Origin of the sequence: Litoreibacter roseus (assembly GCF_009811795.1) — a bacterium.
Taxonomy (GTDB): Bacteria; Pseudomonadota; Alphaproteobacteria; order Rhodobacterales; family Rhodobacteraceae; genus Litoreibacter; species Litoreibacter roseus.
In genome coordinates, this window is record NZ_BLJE01000002.1 from 1 (window position 1) to 18,007 (window position 18,007).

The 18,007-nt window shown below is 60.5% G+C and carries 19 protein-coding genes, 1 tRNA gene and 1 riboswitch; of the genes, 10 read left to right on the forward strand and 10 right to left on the reverse strand.

Features of this window, described 5'->3' with window-relative positions:
* Positions 1 to 134 precede the first annotated feature (134 nt).
* Both KIN_RS06960 and KIN_RS06965 read right to left on the reverse strand, forming a co-directional pair.
* Positions 135 to 752 carry a metallophosphoesterase gene (locus tag KIN_RS06960; RefSeq protein WP_243144848.1) on the reverse strand — a complete coding sequence of 206 codons (618 nt, stop codon included), beginning with the start codon at positions 750 to 752 and terminating at the stop codon, positions 135 to 137.
* A gap of 109 nt (positions 753 to 861) precedes the next feature.
* Positions 862 to 937, reverse strand: a tRNA-Lys gene (locus KIN_RS06965).
* A 140-nt stretch (positions 938 to 1,077) separates the two neighbouring features.
* Between KIN_RS06965 and dapF the strand changes: the two genes are divergently transcribed.
* Genes dapF through KIN_RS06995 form a run of 6 tightly spaced genes read left to right on the forward strand, consistent with a single transcriptional unit; the run spans position 1,078 to position 5,443 of the window.
* On the forward strand, positions 1,078 to 1,860 hold the full coding sequence (gene dapF / locus KIN_RS06970; protein WP_243144849.1) for a diaminopimelate epimerase: 783 nt from the start codon (positions 1,078 to 1,080) through the stop codon (positions 1,858 to 1,860).
* A gap of 2 nt (positions 1,861 to 1,862) precedes the next feature.
* On the forward strand, positions 1,863 to 3,122 hold the full coding sequence (gene mtaB / locus KIN_RS06975; protein ID WP_159805449.1) for a tRNA (N(6)-L-threonylcarbamoyladenosine(37)-C(2))-methylthiotransferase MtaB: 1,260 nt from the start codon (positions 1,863 to 1,865) through the stop codon (positions 3,120 to 3,122).
* 55 nt (positions 3,123 to 3,177) lie between these two features.
* Positions 3,178 to 3,810, forward strand: coding sequence for an FMN-binding negative transcriptional regulator (locus KIN_RS06980; protein ID WP_159805451.1), 633 nt, complete (start codon positions 3,178 to 3,180; stop codon positions 3,808 to 3,810).
* Complete coding sequence (locus KIN_RS06985) at positions 3,807 to 4,415, forward strand: glutathione S-transferase (protein ID WP_159805453.1); 609 nt, start codon at positions 3,807 to 3,809, stop codon at positions 4,413 to 4,415. Before KIN_RS06980 ends, KIN_RS06985 begins: the two co-directional genes overlap by 4 nt.
* 3 nt (positions 4,416 to 4,418) lie before the next feature.
* On the forward strand, positions 4,419 to 5,012 hold the full coding sequence (locus tag KIN_RS06990) for a glutathione S-transferase N-terminal domain-containing protein (protein WP_159805455.1): 594 nt from the start codon (positions 4,419 to 4,421) through the stop codon (positions 5,010 to 5,012).
* Entirely contained in the window at positions 5,009 to 5,443 is a 435-nt protein-coding gene (locus KIN_RS06995) for a GNAT family N-acetyltransferase (RefSeq protein ID WP_243144850.1), read from the forward strand. The genes KIN_RS06990 and KIN_RS06995 overlap by 4 nt, the downstream gene beginning before the upstream one ends.
* Here the strand turns inward: KIN_RS06995 and KIN_RS07000 are convergent.
* Positions 5,426 to 5,875 carry a TrmH family RNA methyltransferase gene (locus KIN_RS07000; protein WP_243144851.1) on the reverse strand — a complete coding sequence of 150 codons (450 nt, stop codon included), beginning with the start codon at positions 5,873 to 5,875 and terminating at the stop codon, positions 5,426 to 5,428. The two genes, KIN_RS06995 and KIN_RS07000, sit on opposite strands and share 18 nt — an antisense overlap.
* A 133-nt stretch (positions 5,876 to 6,008) precedes the next feature.
* Here KIN_RS07000 and petA point away from each other — a divergent pair, with 133 nt between their 5' ends.
* Genes petA through KIN_RS07015 form a run of 3 tightly spaced genes read left to right on the forward strand, consistent with a single transcriptional unit; the run spans position 6,009 to position 8,725 of the window.
* A complete protein-coding gene (gene petA / locus KIN_RS07005; RefSeq protein ID WP_159805459.1) occupies positions 6,009 to 6,572 on the forward strand; it encodes a ubiquinol-cytochrome c reductase iron-sulfur subunit in 564 nt (187 codons plus the stop codon).
* Positions 6,573 to 6,587: 15 nt separating this feature from the next.
* Positions 6,588 to 7,943, forward strand: a complete 1,356-nt coding sequence (petB, locus tag KIN_RS07010; RefSeq protein WP_159805461.1) for a cytochrome b — start codon at positions 6,588 to 6,590, stop codon at positions 7,941 to 7,943.
* Positions 7,944 to 7,957: 14 nt separating this feature from the next.
* Complete coding sequence (locus KIN_RS07015; protein ID WP_159805463.1) at positions 7,958 to 8,725, forward strand: cytochrome c1; 768 nt, start codon at positions 7,958 to 7,960, stop codon at positions 8,723 to 8,725.
* 52 nt (positions 8,726 to 8,777) lie between these two features.
* Here KIN_RS07015 and thiQ read toward each other — a convergent pair whose 3' ends face one another.
* From thiQ to KIN_RS07030, 3 genes are read right to left on the reverse strand one after another with little or no spacing between them, the layout of a single operon-like run.
* Positions 8,778 to 9,470 (reverse strand): thiamine ABC transporter ATP-binding protein, encoded by a 693-nt coding sequence (gene thiQ / locus KIN_RS07020; protein ID WP_159805465.1) that lies wholly within the window; start codon positions 9,468 to 9,470, stop codon positions 8,778 to 8,780.
* Positions 9,463 to 11,013 (reverse strand): ABC transporter permease subunit, encoded by a 1,551-nt coding sequence (locus tag KIN_RS07025; RefSeq protein ID WP_159805467.1) that lies wholly within the window; start codon positions 11,011 to 11,013, stop codon positions 9,463 to 9,465. The genes thiQ and KIN_RS07025 overlap by 8 nt, the downstream gene beginning before the upstream one ends.
* Positions 10,989 to 11,972: a thiamine ABC transporter substrate-binding protein gene (locus tag KIN_RS07030; RefSeq protein WP_159805469.1), complete on the reverse strand. Its 984-nt coding sequence runs from the start codon at positions 11,970 to 11,972 to the stop codon at positions 10,989 to 10,991. The genes KIN_RS07025 and KIN_RS07030 overlap by 25 nt, the downstream gene beginning before the upstream one ends.
* A 34-nt stretch (positions 11,973 to 12,006) precedes the next feature.
* A riboswitch (TPP riboswitch) is annotated at positions 12,007 to 12,107 on the reverse strand.
* 91 nt (positions 12,108 to 12,198) lie between these two features.
* Here KIN_RS07030 and aroC point away from each other — a divergent pair.
* Complete coding sequence (gene aroC, locus KIN_RS07035) at positions 12,199 to 13,299, forward strand: chorismate synthase (protein ID WP_159805471.1); 1,101 nt, start codon at positions 12,199 to 12,201, stop codon at positions 13,297 to 13,299.
* Here aroC and KIN_RS07040 read toward each other — a convergent pair.
* The 4 genes from KIN_RS07040 to KIN_RS07055 all read right to left on the reverse strand — a co-directional run bounded on the left by KIN_RS07040 (position 13,296) and on the right by KIN_RS07055 (position 17,966).
* Entirely contained in the window at positions 13,296 to 14,174 is an 879-nt protein-coding gene (locus KIN_RS07040) for a DMT family transporter (protein ID WP_159805473.1), read from the reverse strand. The genes aroC and KIN_RS07040 overlap by 4 nt on opposite strands.
* A gap of 83 nt (positions 14,175 to 14,257) precedes the next feature.
* Positions 14,258 to 14,548 (reverse strand): HU family DNA-binding protein, encoded by a 291-nt coding sequence (locus tag KIN_RS07045; RefSeq protein ID WP_159805475.1) that lies wholly within the window; start codon positions 14,546 to 14,548, stop codon positions 14,258 to 14,260.
* 133 nt (positions 14,549 to 14,681) lie between these two features.
* Entirely contained in the window at positions 14,682 to 16,166 is a 1,485-nt protein-coding gene (locus KIN_RS07050; protein ID WP_159805477.1) for an AMP nucleosidase, read from the reverse strand.
* 3 nt (positions 16,167 to 16,169) lie between these two features.
* The gene (locus KIN_RS07055; protein WP_159805479.1) at positions 16,170 to 17,966 is read right to left on the reverse strand and encodes an adenine deaminase; all 1,797 of its coding nucleotides are present in this window, start codon (positions 17,964 to 17,966) and stop codon (positions 16,170 to 16,172) included.
* Positions 17,967 to 18,007: the final 41 nt, after the last annotated feature.

The window sequence follows — 18,007 nt, forward strand, 5'->3', positions numbered from 1 at the left end:
GCCTCCTGTCATCAGATTGAGAAACCTCAATCGTCAGACAGGGCAGACAGATCGCAAAATACGCACCGTCAGGATCGCCTTATAACGTCAGACACACGCGCCATTGCCGCGCAAGCGGCTTCGTCCTCCCACGTTCACCGTGGCTCAACGTCTTTCCAGTGCAAGTTCTCAGGCAACTCCAAGGCTCTAGCAGCAACGTCATCGAATTGCACAGGCGAAAAATCCCAAACATCGACCCCGAGGTTCACAGAATTTCTCGAGCCAAGCCAGTTGTTGTGAACATGACCGAACATTTGAATAGCGCTACGTCGGGCATGGTTCCATGTAATCATTGGATAGTGGCAAAGCGTGTTGGACTGCTTGAGTGGGCCGTCACGTAGCTCGACAAGTGGAGACACAGTATCCCACGGCAGTGTCAAAGTCGGTTCGCGATCGTGGTTCCCAATGATCAAGTGCTTTCGAGCGCCCGGCAGCTGATCGAAAATCTCTTTAAGATAGCCAGCATCCTTTGACCTTGGGCCAAAAGCGAAGTCACCAATGATCCAGAGATCATCTTCCTCGTGAACCCTCTCGCACATGTTCGCGATCAAGACGGCGTCCATCTCCTCCACCGAAGAAAAGGGGCGATCACAGAACTTCATAACGTTCTCATGACCGAAATGCGTATCAGCAGTATACCAGTGAGCCATGGTTGCTATCCGAGTTTCCCTGATTTTTTGGTAGGATAGCTGGCCATACGCAGGCTGCAACATCGGCCAATCCGGTCACAACGCCATCTTCAGCGATAGTGGCCGAAGCGCCAAATCTGCACACTTATGTGTAAATCTGCACTCTTATGAGTAAATGACACTTTGATTTCATTGGTGAGCCCTACAGGATTCGAACCTGTGACCCACTGATTAAAAGTCAGTTGCTCTACCAACTGAGCTAAGGGCCCACTGAAGCGCCTATCTAGAAAGCTCACCCTATCGGGTCAACCCCCAAAACCACATGCGCGCAGATGTCTTTCAAAGCTCACAGACTCAGTCTATATCGCGCTGCATGCGGGATCAGATTTCTGACAACGGGCTGCCCTTCATGAAAATGCACGGGCTGGGCAATGACTTCGTCGTCGTTGACCAGCGCGCCCATTCGGCTGAAATAACGGCAGATCTTGCCCGTGCCATAGGCGACAGGCATCGGGGCGTCGGGTTTGACCAATTGGCGGTCATTCAGGACGCGATTCACGCGGACATGGCACTGACCTTTTACAACGCCGATGGCTCCACCGCGGCGGCCTGCGGAAACGCGACCCGCTGCATTGCACGCTACGAGATGGACCGCAGCGGCGCGCGCGCCCTGAAAATCCGGACCGAGCGTGGCGATCTTGAAGCGCGCGATCTGGGCCAGGGGCTGACAGCGGTTAACATGGGTGAACCCTTCACCGACTGGGCGGACATTCCGCTGGCTCGCGAGATGCCAACGCTGGAACTGCCCATCGACGGTGCGCCGACGGCCACGGGCATGGGCAATCCCCACATGACGTTTTTTGTGGATGATCTGGAAGCGATCGACCTGCCCAGCTTCGGCGCGGCCCATGAGCACCATCCGCTGTTCCCCGAGCGCACCAATGTGCAGGTCGTCACGGTCACGGGCGAGAACCACTTGCGCATGCGCGTATGGGAACGGGGCGTGGGCATTACACTGGCCTCCGGCTCCTCTTCCTGCGCGGTCGCTGTTGCCGCCGCACGACGCGGTTTGACCGGGCGCACGGTCCGGATCGATCTGGACGGCGGGCGGCTTGATGTCGACTGGCGCGACGATGGCGTCTGGATGAGCGGCCCGACCTCCTACGTGTTCGACGGCGTGTGGCGGGGCTAGGTATGGACCGCAAAGCACCGATATTCGCGACGATGGGTTGCCGCCTCAATGCTTACGAGACCGAGGCAATGCGCACACTCGCCAACGACGCGGGCGTTGATGACATGGTCGTCGTGAACACATGCGCCGTCACCGCTGAGGCCGTTCGGAAAGCCCGGCAGGAAATTCGCAAACTGCGGCGCGATAACCCGAACGCCAGGCTGGTCGTGACCGGTTGCGCGGCGCAGACCGAACCAGAAACCTTCGCCCGGATGGACGAGGTCGATCAGGTCATCGGCAACTCCGAGAAGATGAAATCCGCCACGTGGACAGAGCTTGGCACCGGCTTCATTGGCGAGACCGAAAAGGTACTGGTCGACGACATCATGTCCGTCACCGAAACGGCCAGCCACCTGATTGACGGGTTTGGCACCCGCAGCCGTGCCTATGTCCAAGTGCAAAACGGCTGCGATCACCGCTGCACCTTCTGCATCATTCCCTTCGGTCGCGGCAATTCGCGGTCCGTTCCGGCGGGTGTTGTTGTGGATCAGATCAAGCGGCTGGTGGATCGCGGTTTCAACGAGGTCGTGCTGACCGGCGTCGACATGACAAGCTGGGGCGCGGATCTGCCGGGCACGCCCCGCTTGGGCGATCTTGTCCGGCGCATCCTGAAGCTGGTGCCCGACCTGCCCCGGCTCCGCATCAGCTCCATCGACTCGATTGAGGTGGACGACGCTTTGATGGAGGCAATTGCGACCGAGCCCCGGCTCATGCCGCATCTGCATCTGTCGCTTCAGGCCGGCGATGACATGATCCTGAAACGTATGAAGCGGCGCCATTTGCGGGATGACGCAATCCGGTTTTGCGAGGACGCGCAACGCCTGCGACCAGACATGACCTTCGGCGCTGATATCATCGCAGGCTTTCCGACCGAAACCGAAGCGATGTTCGAAAACTCCTTGAGGCTGGTTGATGAGTGCGACCTGACATGGCTGCACGTCTTTCCCTACTCCCCCCGGCAAGGCACACCAGCCGCGCGGATGCCACAGGTCAATGGCGCCCGGATTAAGGATCGCGCGGCCCGTCTGCGGCAACGGGGCCGCGAACGTGTGGCCGCCCATCTGCAACAGCAAATCGGCACCCCCCACCGCATCCTGATGGAAAACCCGACGATGGGGCGCACCGCCCAATTCGCCGAGGTCCGCTTTGACACACCACAGGTCGAAGGCGCAATTGTAGAGGCCCAGATCCGGGCCGCAGACGGAAGCTCGCTTTACGTCTGACCCCCTTGGATAATTCTGCCGCGGGGTCTACCACTTGTCGCCGGAGGATACGTCCATGCACCCGAACCCCGCCTTTCGAACCGAACCTGAAGACCGCAACATCGGCTTCGCGCGCGAACGCGCGTTCGGAACGCTCGCGGTCAACGGGCCGGACGCGCCGCTGACCGCTCATGTCCCGTTTCTGCTGTCAGAGAACGGCGCGCAGGCGGAGCTGCATCTGGTCCGCTCCAATCCAATCGTCCGGGTCGCGAAATCCGGCAGCCCCGCCGCGCTTACGATCCTTGGGCCGGATGGCTATATTTCACCCGACTGGTACGGCGTGCCGGATCAGGTGCCGACGTGGAACTATGTCGCGGTGCGCATAACAGGGCAGCTTGAGTTGGCACCACAGGAAACCTTGCACGGCACCCTTGATCGTCTGTCCGCCCATTTCGAGGACCAGCTTCTGCCAAAACCGCCCTGGCTCACCACCAAGATGAGCGATGGCGTCATGGAACGGATGATGCGCATGATCGTCCCGCTGACCATCAAGGTCACGCAGATTGATGCCACGTGGAAGCTGGGCCAGAACAAGCCGGACGCTGCGCGTGTCTCCGCCGCTGAACACATGGCGGCGTTTGGGCTTGGGACAGACACGAAAATGCTCGCCGCGCTCATGCAGGGCGCATCATCGGAGAATGCAAAATGAGACTCTATTCCAGCCCGACATCGCCCTACGTGCGCAAGGTTCATGTGGTCCTGCGCGAAACAGAACAATGGGACGATGTCGAGATGGCACCAAGCGGCGGCACGCCTCTGGACTCCGGCACCAATCCCGTCGCGCTCAATCCTCTGGGCAAGATCCCAACACTGGAAAGGGACAACGGCGCCACGATCTATGACAGCCGAGTCATCTGCCGCTTTCTGGACGACCGCGTCCAGGCGGGGCTTTATGCAACCGGCGCCCGCCAGTGGGAGCTTTTGACACTGGAGGCCACCGCAGACGGCATTTTAGACGCCGTGATCCTTATGGTTTACGAGCGCCGTCTCAGACCTGAAGACAAACAGTTCCAACCATGGATCGACGGCCAGTGGCGCAAGGTCGAAACCGCGCTCGATACTTTGGAACGCCGCTGGATGAGCCACCTTTCAGGCAAGCTCAACATCGGGCAGATCGCCATCGGGTGCGCGCTTGGCTATCTCGACCTACGGTTCGAGGACCGCAATTGGCGCAAGGGACGAGATGACTTGGCCAAGTTCTACGACACCTTCTCGCAGCGCGACAGCATGATCGCCACAGTTCCGCAGGGATAGACTATGATTTTGCACGACAACCCCGCCTCGCCGTTCTGCCGCAAGGTACAGGTTTTGGCCCGTGAAACCGGCCAGATGGACCAGATCGAACTGGCGTATGCCGTAGGTTCCCCCACCGCGCCGGATAAGATGCCCACGGCACAAAACCCGTTGGGCAAGATCCCCGCGCTGATTTTGGACGACGGCACCGCGCTCTATGACAGCCGCGTCATCACCCGCTATTTGGCGGATCATGGCAGCCCTGCGATGGTACCCGCCGACACGCCCTATCCCGTTCTCGCGCGGGAGGCGCTGGCCGACGGGATCATGGATGCCGCCGTCCTGATGGTCTACGAGGTGCGCTGCCGCCCGGAGCATGAACGCTCCGCCGATTGGGTCGAAGGGCAATGGACCAAGGTCATACGCGGGCTGGACAGCATCGAAGGTAGCGTACCCGCCGGGTTTGATCTGGGACACATCGCGCTGGCCTGCGCGTTGGGTTATCTTGATTTCCGCCATGATGACCGCAACTGGCGCGGCGGACGCCCGAACCTGGCGGCATGGTTCGAAGAGGTCTCGAAACGCGACAGCCTGAAGGCGACAGAGCCCCACGTATGACCTTCAGCCGTGTCGAGACCGCCGAGGACCTGGCCCACTGCCATCACATTCGCCGTGTGGTGTTCATTGAGGAACAAAACGTCAGCGAGGCGGAAGAGATGGATGACCGCGACGGTGACTGCAGTCACTACCTGATGTGGGACGGCGAGACGCCCATCGCCACGGCCCGCGTCCTGCCCATGGGCAACACCGCAAAGATCCAGCGCGTCGCAGTGATGAAAAGCCACCGCGGCGGCGGCACGGGCGCACAGCTTATGCGCTATGTCATGGAGCAGTGCAGAAAAGACGGGTTCAACACCGCCGTTCTTGGCGCGCAGACCTACGCCATCGGCTTCTACGAACGGTTGGGGTTTGAAGCCTACGGCCCCGAATATGACGACGCGGGCATCGCGCACCGGGACATGACGGCAGAGCTAACGGAGCTGGCGTAGCGCCTCGGCGACGGCGATCCCACCGGCTACGGCGACATTCAGACTGCGCGCCCCACCCGGCATCGGGATCTTTACATGGGCGTCGGCCGCCTGATGTACACTGTCCGGCACCCCCGCACTCTCGCGACCGAGAACAAGGCAATCACCGGGCTGAAAACTGAAATCCCACAAATCTGCCGCGCCCTTTGTCGTCATCAGAACGCGGCGTCCCATCGGCGCGGCTTCGAACGCCGCCCAATCATCGTGATGGTGTAAATCCACATCGTCCGTGTAATCCAACCCGCGTTTTCGGAGCAATTTCAATGAGAACGGGAATCCACACGGCTCAATCACATGCAAGGGAACCCCGAAGCAGACCCCGATGCGCGCAAGCGCCCCAAGATTGGCCGCAAAGTCCGGTTCATAGGCTGCAAGATGCAAAAGGTGCGACAATTGGCATGTCCTTCACATGTTTACTGACTTTACGACCGGGCCGTCTCAGCTATATCTACGCCGATCAGGCCTGTGTTTGTGCAGGCCCCCCACGACTATCGGTCGCGATGGCGGCCAGACAAGGGAGAGTTCCGTGTCCCACGCAGACGACCACAGTGGCAACACCCGCCGCGACTTTCTTTACTATGCGACAGCTGGTGCCGGTGCCGTTACCGCAGGCGCGGCCATCTGGCCGCTCGTAAACCAAATGAACCCGTCGGCAGATGTGCAGGCGCTTGCTTCGATCACCGTGGACGTGTCTGGCGTGTCGCCCGGCACACAGATCACCGCGCTGTGGCTAGGCAAGCCCGTGTTTATCCGCCGCCGGACCGAGGCCGAGATCGAAGAGGCCCGCGCCGTCGAGATGTCGGACCTTCCCGATCCGGTCGCACGTAACGTCAACCTCGAAGGCGAGCCTGACGCGACCGACGAAAACCGTGCGCTGGACGAAACCGGTGAGTGGTTGGTGATGATGGGTGTTTGTACGCATCTGGGCTGTGTGCCTCTGGGCGACGCTGGCGATTTCGGTGGCTGGTTCTGCCCGTGCCACGGGTCTCACTACGATACCGCAGGGCGTATTCGCAGAGGTCCTGCACCGACCAACCTGCCTGTTCCACAGGCTGAATTCATCGACGATTCAACAATCCGTCTAGGTTAAGGGAGAGACTATATTATGGCTGGTATCCCACACGACCATTACGAACCAAAAAGCTCAGGCGAGAAATGGCTGCACAAGCGCCTTCCGATCGTGGGCTTGCTCTATGACACATTGATGATCCCGACGCCCAAGAACCTCAACTGGATGTGGATCTGGGGCATCGTACTGACCTTCTGCCTTGCATTGCAGATCGTCACGGGCATCGTTCTGGCGATGCACTACACGCCGCATGTCAACGAAGCGTTCGCATCCGTTGAGCACATCATGCGCAACGTGAATGGCGGCTACATGCTGCGGTATCTGCATTCGAACGGCGCGTCGCTGTTCTTCCTTGCGGTCTATCTGCACATCTTCCGCGGCCTGTACTACGGCTCCTACAAGGCGCCGCGCGAGGTCACGTGGATCATCGGCATGATCATCTATCTGGCCATGATGGGCACAGCTTTCATGGGCTACGTTCTGCCTTGGGGTCAGATGTCCTTCTGGGGCGCGACCGTGATCACCGGCCTCTTTGGCGCGATCCCGGGCATTGGTGAATCCATCCAGACATGGCTTTTGGGCGGACCATCGGTGGACAACGCTACCCTGACGCGCTTCTTCTCGCTGCACTACCTGCTGCCATTTGTGATCGCGGGTCTTGTGATCCTTCACATCTGGGCCTTCCACACAACCGGCAACAACAACCCCACCGGGGTCGAGGTCCGCCGGACATCCAAGGAAGAAGCCGAGAAAGACACACTGTCCTTCTGGCCCTACTTTGTGATCAAAGACCTGTTCGCACTGGCGCTCATTATGGTCGTGTTCTTCGCGGTCGTGGGCTTCATGCCGAACTATCTGGGACACCCGGACAACTACATCGAAGCCAATGCGCTGGCGACACCCGCGCACATCGTGCCCGAATGGTACTTCCTGCCATTCTACGCGATCCTGCGGGCCTTCGATAACACGGTCTGGATCGTGCAACTGACAACCTTCATCACCGGCGGCATCATCGACGCCAAGTTCTTCGGTGTGTTAGCAATGTTCGGTGCGATCGCAGTGATGGCGCTGGCGCCCTGGCTCGACACATCCACCGTTCGGTCCGGTCGGTATCGTCCAATGTTCAAGTGGTGGTTCGCCCTGTTGGTTGTCGACTTCATCGTTCTGATGTGGGTAGGCGCGATGCCGGCGGAAGGCATCTACCCGGTGATTGCTCTGATCGCCTCGACCTATTGGTTCGCTTACTTCCTCGTGATCCTGCCGCTTTTGGGCGTCTTGGAAAAACCGACGGAGCGGCCGGAAACAATCGAAGCCGACTTCGCCGCGAGCCACCCGCCAAAAAGTGGCACCGCCGGTACAGTACCCGGCGCCGCCGCGAACCCTGCTGAGTAAGAGGACACCGATCAATGCTTAAGAAACTCTCACTCGCAGTCGCGATGACTACAGGTCTCGTCACCGGCGCACATGCCGCCGGTGGTGCGGGAGAGGTCACCAACTATGACTTCTCCTTCGAAGGTCCGTTTGGCACCTTTGACGAAGCCCAGCTTCAGCGTGGTCTTCAGGTCTACACCGAGGTTTGCTCTGCCTGCCACGGGTTGCGCTATGTCCCCTTCCGGACACTGACCGACTTGGGTTACTCGGAAGAACAGGTCCGGGCCTACGCTGCCCAGTTCGAAGTCTACGATGAGATCGAAGAAGACTTCCGCGAAGCAGCGCCAACGGATCATTTCCCGATGAGCCAGTTGGAAAACGCACCTGACCTGTCCCTGATGGCCAAGGCGCGCGCAGGCTTCCACGGCCCTTATGGCACAGGCTTGAATCAACTCTTCAAAGGTATGGGCGGCGCGGAATACATCGCATCCCTCAACACTGGCTACACCGGCGGAGAGAAAGAGGAAGCAGGCGTATTCCTGTACGAGAATACGGCCTATGGCGGTTATCTGGCGATGGCGCAGCAGCTATACGACGATGGGATCGAGTATGCCGACGGCACGCCCGCAACCATCGAGCAACAAGCCAAGGACGTCGCAGCCTTCCTGATGTGGACAGCGGAACCAAAACTTGTGGATCGCAAGCAAGTGGGTTTCCTCGCCGTCTTTTTCCTCTCGGTGCTGTCGGTTCTGCTCTATCTGACGAACAAACGCATTTGGGCGAATGTGAAAAACAAGGACTAGGCCACCCGCCAGTTCAGACAATCAAAGCGCGCCCGCCTGCGGCGCGCTTTTTTTATCCAAGATACTGTTTCAACGCGGGCGGCGGATCGGCCAGCAGGGCGGCGGTCCCTTGGGGCAGGTGCGCCACGCCATCTGACACGACAACCATCTGCGGCGCGATCTCAGCCGCATCCTTGGGGTCATGTGTCACCATCAAAACGGTCAGATCCTGATCCGACGCAATATCGCGCACCAGTTCCAGCATCTCGACCCGCAGGGCAGGTCCCAGCGCCGCAAAGGGCTCGTCCAGCAGCAGGATCGGACGCCGCTGCAGCAACACGCGCGCCAGGGCCACCCGGCTTTGCTGCCCCCCGGACAACGCGGCGGGCTTGCGGTCCTGTAACCCGCCCAGTCCGACGCGGTCCAGCGCATCTGCGACGGCCAATCTGTCGACCTGCGTCAGTTTCAGGCCGGGATGGCGTCCCAGCCCCACGTTCTGCGCAGCAGTCAGATGAGGAAACAGGTTCTGATCCTGAAAGATCATCGACACCGGACGCGGGCCGGGCGGTGCATTCGTCACATCAACACCATTGAGAACCAAACGCCCCTGCGCGATCGGCAGGAACCCCGCAACCGCATTCAACAAAGTCGATTTGCCCGAGCCGGACGGCCCCATGACGGCCGTGACAGTTCCCCTCGAAAGCGCGAAAGCGGCGGCCAGCGAGAATGCGCCCTGCCGGATCAGCACATCGTTCAGGTCAATCACCCACACGCCCCCCTTGGTCAAATGCCCAGAACAGCGCAAGGCTCATCGTCAACAGCAGCAAAGCCGCCGCGTAGGCGTCGTCCATCCGGTAAGCTGCCATCAGCCGGTACATCTCCAGCGGCAGGGTTGTGGTTTCCGGGTCCGAGAACAAGGCGATGACGCCCAGATCCCCCATCGACAGCGCCGCAGCCAGCCCCATGGCAAACCCGATGGGCCGACGCAGACGCGGCAGGATCAACAGCCTGATCCGCGCCCACCCGGTCATGCCCAGCGTGTCCGCAAGCCGACCGTAGGTGGTCTCGACCTGCCCCAGTGCAGGGGACAGCGCACGCACCGCAAAGGGCAAACTCATCGCGGCGTTGACCAGCATCGTAATGGGCAACGCCAACGCCACTGGATCAGCCCAGCGGTAGACCAGGATGAACAACCCTGTTCCGATTACCAAGGGTGACGCCGCGATGCTCAGATAGCCCGCACTCTCGAGTGCAGGACCATATCGCGCGCTACGTTGCGCCGCGATCACCAAGGGCAGCGCAAGCACAAGCGTCAGAACGGCAGAGCCAACGGCCACCCAAAGCGATCTGCCCGCAGCAAACCAGACATTGGCACCCATCGTCGTGACCTTCGGCAGTCCCAGCCCGACGATCAGACCAAGGGGCACCAGCAGAAAAAGAGCCGCCGCAATGATCCAAAGCGCGTCCAGACCGGCCATCCCATCCCAACGCGGCACATCGCGGTCCAGCCCACCGCCCAGACCCGATGGCGCGCTGATCCACAGAGCAAACAGGCCCGCCCCCGCACAGATTGCAAACTGGATCAGCCCCAGCAAAGCCGCCTTCGACAGATCGAAATCGAACCGAAACGCCTGATAGATTGCCAGTTCAATCGTCGTCGCACCCGGCCCGCCCCCCAAGGCCAGCGCCACGGCAAAACTGGTGGTACAAATGAGGAAGATCACCATCAACGCCCCAGGCACAACGTTCAGAAGAACCCGCAGCTCGATATGGCGAAAGATTTGCCCCGATCCCATGCCCAGCGACGCGGCCAAGCGCCACCGTTCCGCCGGGACCTCCTGCAAGGCCTGCAAGATCAATCGAACGGCCAGTGGCAAGTTGAAGAATACGTGGGCCAGCAAAACGCCTTGCATCCCGTAGATCGACACAGGCCCCAACCCGAGCCAACCCAATGCGGTGTTCAGGATGCCCGCGCGCCCAAACACCGCCAACAGGCCAAGCACCGCAACGATCACCGGCAGGATGAATGGCGCGCCCAAAAGTGTGATCAGCACCCGCCGTCCCCGGAACCGCCGCCGGGCCAATGCGCGGGCCACGGGAATGGCGAAGACGACGCTCAGCACAGCCGACAGGACCGCCTGCAACAGCGTAAACCGGACCGCCGCCCAGTCCCGTGCGCCGAGGGCCGAGATATCCTCGGCCCGCCACGCCACAGCCCCGATGGTGCCCAGCGTCAGAAAGAGCAGCCCCGCGCCGACCAGCCAGCCCATCAAGGCGAAGGGATTTACTTGCTGAATGCGCGCAGCCATGCGTCCAGCGTATCGTCCCGCAAGGCCGCGGCCTCATCTTCGTTGTAGAACAGCACCGTATCCGGCAGGGCCAGTTCCTTGAACCCGTCGGGCAGCTTGTCCCGCTCCAACTTGGCCGGGAAGGACCAGTTCGCCGTGGCGATCATGCCTTGAAAGGTCTCGGACAAAACGAAATCCATGAACTGCGCTGCAAGCTCCGGCTGGTCAGAGCTGCCGACGCGGCCCACCAGTTCCGTCATGAAATAGTGGCCTTCTTCGAAGATGGCCGCAGATTTGGTCCGGTCGTCCTCAGCAATGATGTGGTAAGCGGGCGACGTGGTGTAACTCAGCACCATATCCGCCTCGCCGCTTGTGAACATGCCGTAGCTCTCGGACCAGCCACCGGTGACCGTCAGAACCTTGGGCGCCAGCTTTTCGAACGCCTGTTCCACCTCGTCGCCATAGACCGCGCGCATCCACAACATAAGGGCAAGTCCGGAGATGGACGAGCGCGGATCCTGAAGGACCACCTTCACATCATCAGACCCGTTCAGGAACGCATCGAAACTGGCCGGCACATCAGTCAACCGGGTGTTGTCATAAACAAACGCTGTGTGTCCCCAGTTGAAGGGAAGGAACACCTCATCCTCCCACGCAATCGGCAGGGTCAGCGCGCTGGTGTCCTGACCGTGCGGCACGAACAACCCCGTTTCGCGCGCCTTCTTGGTCACATCCGTGTTCAGACCGATCACAATATCAGCCTTCGTCCGCTCACCCTCTAGCAGAAGACGCGGCAACAGATCGCCCGCCAGATATTTCACATCGCAATCGCATTGGGCCTCGAACGCCGCTTCGATCTTGGGACCGGGGCCCCATTCGGACGTAAAGTAATCGGGGGCATAGATCGTCAGTTCAGGCGTCTCGGCATAAGCCGCACCCGCCAGTGTGATCAGTCCCACGCTCAGAAAAGCAGTCTTCATCTTCATCTCCAAACGCCGGACGGAGTTGTGGGATGAGATCATCTCAAACCTTCCCTCCGCCGGTCTTAACCGGTTCAGGTTCAACGGGTTCGCAGATCGCATCTCAGCCCTTGAAGGACACCCCGAGGTGATCCTGAGATTAGGTTCCCCGCGACATATTCACAACCCGAAAGCACTTGAGACACCCTTGGCGCGTCGCTAGACCAGCGTGAAAGGGGACGTGTGTATGTCGATCAACAGTTTTGGCCATCTTTTCCGTGTGACAACCTGGGGGGAAAGCCACGGACCGGCCCTTGGGGCGACGGTTGACGGCTGCCCGCCCGGCGTCCCCGTGGACGAGGAGATGCTGCAGCACTGGCTCGACAAGCGCAAACCCGGTCAGAACAAATACACTACCCAGCGGCGCGAGGCTGACGCGGTCCGCATCCTGTCCGGCGTGTTCGAAGGGCAGACCACCGGAACGCCGATCCAGTTGATGATCGAGAACACCGATCAACGCTCCAAGGATTATGGCGACATCGCCGAGAAATTCCGCCCCGGCCACGCCGACATCACCTATTGGCAGAAATACGGGATCCGCGACCACCGCGGCGGCGGCAGATCATCTGCACGCGAAACAGCCGCGCGCGTCGCGGCCGGTGGGATCGCCCGCGCCGCTCTGGCCGCGCTGATCCCCGATCTGACGATCACGGGCTACATGGTCCAAATGGGCGAACATAAGATCGACCGGGCAGCACTTGATCTGGCGCAGGTCAGCGAGAACCCGTTCTGGGTCCCCGATGCCAAGGCCGCGGAGACATGGGCCACCTATCTGGACGGCCTGCGCAAATCTGGCAGTTCCGTGGGTGCCATGATCGAGGTTATCGCCCAAGGCGCTCCGGCGGGCCTAGGCGCACCGGTCTATGGCAAGCTCGACACAGATCTGGCCGCCGCAATGATGTCCATCAATGCCGTGAAGGGCGTCGAGATCGGCGCCGGCATGGAGGCAGCAATGCTGACGGGCGAGGCCAATGCCGACGAGATTTCCATGGGTCCAGACGGCCCCATCTACAGCTCAAACCATTCCGGCGGCGTGTTGGGCGGGATTTCGACCGGGCAGGACATCGTGGTGAGGTTCGCCGTCAAACCCACGTCTTCCATCCTGACGCCCCGCAAGACGATCACAAAATCCGGCGAGGACACCGAGATCATCACCAAGGGCCGCCATGACCCTTGCGTGGGCATCCGCGCTGTCCCGGTGGGGGAAGCCATGATGGCCTGCGTCCTTCTGGATCACGTGCTGCTCCACCGTGGCCAGGTGGGCGAGAACCGCGGCACCATCGGCTAGCCGGCGGGTACCTTCTGACGCGCCAACTGCACCGCCAGAATACCGCCCGCGATCACCGCAACGCCCAGAATATCGAACGCGCCCAACCGTTCGCCCAGCAAAACTGCGGCGATAGCCACCCCCAAAAACGGGTTGAGGAAGTGAAAGGTGGAGGCCCGCACCGCACCGATCCGGCCCACCAAAACGAACCAGACCCAAGTCGCGGCCAATCCGGGGATCAGGGTCGTATAGGCAAAGGCCAGCAGCATCGGCGTGGACCATGTCACGGACGCGCCGCGCTCAGTCAAAAGCGCAGCACAGGTCAGCACCGCGCTCCCCACCAGCATTTGCAAGCCCACCACCATCAGGACATTTCCGCCCGAGGACGCGCCGCGCACCGATAGTGTGGCGAAGGTTAGGGCTAGAACGCCGATGCCGCACAGGATCACGCCTGTCACATCGACGCCAGACCCCAGCCGTGTGCCCATGATCATCGCCACCCCGGCGATCCCAGCGAACAACCCAATGATGCCCAGCACCGGCAGACGTTCCCTGAAGAGAAGCCAGCCCGCCAGCGCCATAAGCAGCGGCATGGTCGACGCGATGATGGCCGCCAATGAGGCCTCAATGCTTTGCATGGCCACGAAGTTCAGACCGAGGTACAGCGCATTCTGACACAGCCCGAACACAAGCGTCGCGCGCCATTGGGCGGGCGTCAGGTTCCAGCTTTGGCCCATCATTCGCGCAACCACGACGCCGATCAGCCCCGAAATCGCAAAGCGCAGGGCCAACGCAGTCAGGGGCGGTGCGTCGGCCACGATGATCCGGGCCGAGGTAAACGCGCTCGACCACATGAACGCGAACGCCACGCCCATCGCCAGTGCCTTCAGGTCCATTATTCGCCCCCGGTCACGAAAAAGGGCCACCCGAAGGCGACCCTTAAAGTTGCTGCAGGTCCCGAGACGGGACGCCGTGCAGATCAGCCGTTGACGCTATCTTTGAGCGCCTTGGCAATGGTCATTTTCACGACCTTGTCCGCATCTTTCTGAATTTGTTCGCCAGTGGCCGGGTTACGCACCGTACGTGCGGGCCGCTCGCGGCAGTAGATTTTGCCAACGCCGGGCAAAGTAACAGCACCGCCGCCGGACACTTCCCGCGTGATAATGCTGATCAGACCTTCCAGCGCGGCACCTGCGGCTTTTTTGTCCATGTCGCCTTCTTCGGCGAGTGCTGCAACCAGTTGTGTCTTGGTCATTGGTTTAGATGCCATGAGCTCAATCTCCCTCGTGTGCCCCCTCAATTGGGGTGTTATTGCGCGAATCTACCTGAATATAGAGGGGCCACACAACAATTAGTGTGCAAAAACCCCTATTTTTCTGCTTTTTTTCCGACTTTACGTGGGGTCAGAGGAACGCTGTCTCGTCAAAACTACGCAATTTCCGCGAATGTAGACGCTCAAGCGGCATCTCCCGCAGGCGTTCCATGGCCCTAATACCGATCAAAAGATGGCGTGAGACCTGTGTTTTATAGAAATCGGACGCCATTCCCGGCAATTTCAGCTCCCCGTGAAGCGGCTTGTCTGACACACACAGCAGTGTTCCATACGGCACGCGGAAGCGAAATCCATTGGCCGCAATCGTGGCGCTTTCCATATCGAGGGCAATCGCCCGGCTTTGGCTCAACCGATGCACAGGGCCGGAATGATCGCGCAACTCCCAGTTGCGATTGTCGATCGTGGCAACCGTTCCGGTCCGCATGATCCGCTTCAGGTCGTAGCCTTCCAACTCGGTCACCTCTGCCACGCCCTGTTCCAGCGCGATCTGCACCTCGGCCAGTGCCGGAATTGGCACCCAGACCGGCAGATCGTCATCCAGAACGTGATCTTCACGCAAATAGGCGTGGGCCAGAACGAAATCGCCCAGACTTTGAGAGTTTCGCAGCCCAGCGCAGTGCCCCACCATCAACCAGGCATGGGGGCGCAGCACTGCAATGTGGTCCGTAGCCGTTTTCGCATTGGACGGACCGACCCCAATATTGACCAGAGTAATCCCGTCGCCATCTTCCCGCGTCAGATGGTAGGTCGGCATCTGGGGCATCTTGCCCACGGCAGGCACGACGCCCTCCGGATCGGTCAGCACGTAATTGCCCGGTGTTACGAAGCTGGTATAGCCACTGTCCGGATCGCCCAGCGCCTTGCGGGCGTAGGCTTCGAACTCCTCAACATAGAACTGGTAGTTCGTGAACAGGACGAGGTTCTGGAAAAACTCGGGCCGTGTCGCAGTGTAATGCGCCAGCCGCGCGAGGGAATAATCAATGCGCTGCGCGGTAAAGGGCGCCAAATGCTCCGACCCATCCGCATTCACCCCGGCAGCGCCGTTGACGATGTCGTCATTCGTTGTGCTCAGGTCCGGCACATCGAACACGTCGCGCAAACTAAAGGACAGCGCACCGTCCTGCGGCACCGTCACATCATCATCGCCCGCCACCGCAAAATGCACAGGCATCGGCGTGTCAGAGGCGCCGATCCAAACGCCCGTGTCATGGTTGTCCAACAGCAGCGCGATTTGCTGTTTTAGGTAGTTCCGAAACAGATCCGGCCGCGTGATGGTCGCGGTGTAAGTCCCGGGCCCCGCAACGTGGCCGAAGCTCAGACGGCTGTCCACCTGTGCGAAGGTCGTCGTGGTGATCCGGATCTCAGGATAGAACGCACGATACCTGACGCTTGGCACATCCAGATCGATTGAGCGCGAGAACTTCTCGGACAGAAACGCGGTCGCGGTCTGGTAGATCTCAATCAGCCGCGCGACAGCCTTGGCCGGGTCGTGGAATAGCTCCGCCTCGGGGTGATCCGGTGTTTCAATCGGCAGGTTTGCGTCAGATGGAAACATGTCTCAGCCCTCAATCAACTCGGTCAGTTCAAACTTGGTCACGTCCACCAGCCCCAGATCGGAAATACGCAGTTCAGGTATCACAACCAGCCCCAACAGCGAATGCTGCATATAGGCGTTGTTCATCGTGCACCCACATTGAGCCATTGCCTCAACCATCTGATCCGCCGCCGCGGCGACCTCATGGGCGGGCGCGTCGGACATCAGACCGGCGATGGGCAGATGCACCAACGCGATCTCCTGACCATCTTTCCAGACGGTCACCCCGCCCCCGATCTTGCCCAAACGGTTGGCAGCCGCGGCCATCATTTCGCGATCCGTGCCCACCACGATCATATGGTGGCTGTCATGGGCCACGGTGGAGGCCATGGCCATCTTGCCCTGATATCCGAACCCTTCGACCAATGCGTTCACCACGCGACCGGTTTTTCTGTGCCGCTCCACCAACGCGATCTGACAGACCGCGCCTTCGGGTTCCAACAGACCCTGTTTCACCCCGATCCGCCGTTTCAGCGCCTGCGTCGGTGCCTGATTTTCGACCACACCGATCACCTTGGCCTCTACGGCATTGGCACCATCCGGGGCCTTGATCTCGAAATTCCTGGCCTCTAGCACTTTGCCCAGACGAACCGTCTGCGTCACCGCGTCCGGCCAATAAAGATGCGGGCATTTGCAGGTCAGCCTGCCAGCCTCTGCGACCACGATACCACGCGCCAAAACCAGCTCCACCGGCAGCTCTTTCAAATCAGATGTGAGGATCACGTCCCCACGCCGGCCCGGCGTGATCGAACCTAACTCACGCTCCAGACCGAAATGGGTCGCGGTGTTTATCGTGGCCATCTGCAACGCCACCACGGGATCACACCCGCAGGCAATCGCATGGCGCACCACCCGGTTCATGTGCCCGTCATTGACCAGCGTCCCTGAGTGGCAATCATCCGTACACAGAATAAAGTTGCGCGGATCCAGACCCTTCTCCGTGATCGCCGTGATCTGACGTTCCACGTCGTACCACGCGCTGCCCAGCCGCATCATCGAGCGCATACCCTGCCGCACCCGCGCAATCGCATCCGCCTCGCACGTGCCTTCGTGATCATCGGCCGGACCGCCCGCCGCATAGGCGTGAAAAGCAGGTCCCAGATCAGGCGAGGCATAGTGACCGCCCACGGTCTTGCCCGCCCGCTGGGTCGCTGCGATCTCAGCCAGCATCTTGGCATCGCCCCCGATCACGCCGGGAAAGTTCATCATCTCGCCCAGACCGATGATTCCGGGCCACGACATGGCCTTCGTGACGTCCGCGGGCGTGATCTCGAAGCCGGTTGTCTCCAGCCCAGGCGCCGACGGCGCGCAGCTTGGCATCTGCGTAAAGATGGAAATAGGCTGGATCAGAGCCTCATCATGCATCAACCGCACCCCTTCGAGACCCAGCACATTGGCGATCTCGTGGGGGTCCGTGAACATGGTCGTCGTGCCATGGGGAATGACGGCAGCGGCAAATTCCGCAGGCGTCAGCATCCCGCTTTCGATATGCATATGTGCGTCGCACAGACCGGGGATCACAAACCTGCCCTTGGCCTCGATCACCTGCGTTTCGGGGCCCACACAGTGGCTGGCATCGGGACCCACATAGGCGAAGCGACCTTCGGCGATGGCGACGTCCCATCCCTCAAGGATTTCACGCGTATGGACATTCACGACCTGTCCGCCACGGATCACGGTGTCGGCAGGCAGACGTCCGGCAGCCACATCAATCAGCGTGGCGGCAACATCGGACCAGGGCTTCAAAGGGGGGTGCTCCATGGCGTAACTGTCACGCCTGCGCGGCCAAGTGCAAGCCGCAA

What these genes read in the sequence shown, in the direction of transcription:
- KIN_RS06960 (WP_243144848.1), bottom strand. Translation starts at nt 752, where the DNA reads ATGTTGCAGCCTGCGTATGGCCAGCTATCCTACCAAAAAATCAGGGAA.
- dapF (WP_243144849.1), top strand. Translation starts at nt 1,078, where the DNA reads ATGAAAATGCACGGGCTGGGCAATGACTTCGTCGTCGTTGACCAGCGC.
- mtaB (WP_159805449.1), top strand. Translation starts at nt 1,863, where the DNA reads ATGGACCGCAAAGCACCGATATTCGCGACGATGGGTTGCCGCCTCAAT.
- KIN_RS06980 (WP_159805451.1), top strand. Translation starts at nt 3,178, where the DNA reads ATGCACCCGAACCCCGCCTTTCGAACCGAACCTGAAGACCGCAACATC.
- KIN_RS06985 (WP_159805453.1), top strand. Translation starts at nt 3,807, where the DNA reads ATGAGACTCTATTCCAGCCCGACATCGCCCTACGTGCGCAAGGTTCAT.
- KIN_RS06990 (WP_159805455.1), top strand. Translation starts at nt 4,419, where the DNA reads ATGATTTTGCACGACAACCCCGCCTCGCCGTTCTGCCGCAAGGTACAG.
- KIN_RS06995 (WP_243144850.1), top strand. Translation starts at nt 5,009, where the DNA reads ATGACCTTCAGCCGTGTCGAGACCGCCGAGGACCTGGCCCACTGCCAT.
- petB (WP_159805461.1), top strand. Translation starts at nt 6,588, where the DNA reads ATGGCTGGTATCCCACACGACCATTACGAACCAAAAAGCTCAGGCGAG.
- KIN_RS07015 (WP_159805463.1), top strand. Translation starts at nt 7,958, where the DNA reads ATGCTTAAGAAACTCTCACTCGCAGTCGCGATGACTACAGGTCTCGTC.
- KIN_RS07025 (WP_159805467.1), bottom strand. Translation starts at nt 11,013, where the DNA reads ATGGCTGCGCGCATTCAGCAAGTAAATCCCTTCGCCTTGATGGGCTGG.
- KIN_RS07030 (WP_159805469.1), bottom strand. Translation starts at nt 11,972, where the DNA reads ATGAAGACTGCTTTTCTGAGCGTGGGACTGATCACACTGGCGGGTGCG.
- aroC (WP_159805471.1), top strand. Translation starts at nt 12,199, where the DNA reads ATGTCGATCAACAGTTTTGGCCATCTTTTCCGTGTGACAACCTGGGGG.
- KIN_RS07040 (WP_159805473.1), bottom strand. Translation starts at nt 14,174, where the DNA reads ATGGACCTGAAGGCACTGGCGATGGGCGTGGCGTTCGCGTTCATGTGG.
- KIN_RS07045 (WP_159805475.1), bottom strand. Translation starts at nt 14,548, where the DNA reads ATGGCATCTAAACCAATGACCAAGACACAACTGGTTGCAGCACTCGCC.
- KIN_RS07050 (WP_159805477.1), bottom strand. Translation starts at nt 16,166, where the DNA reads ATGTTTCCATCTGACGCAAACCTGCCGATTGAAACACCGGATCACCCC.
- KIN_RS07055 (WP_159805479.1), bottom strand. Translation starts at nt 17,966, where the DNA reads ATGGAGCACCCCCCTTTGAAGCCCTGGTCCGATGTTGCCGCCACGCTG.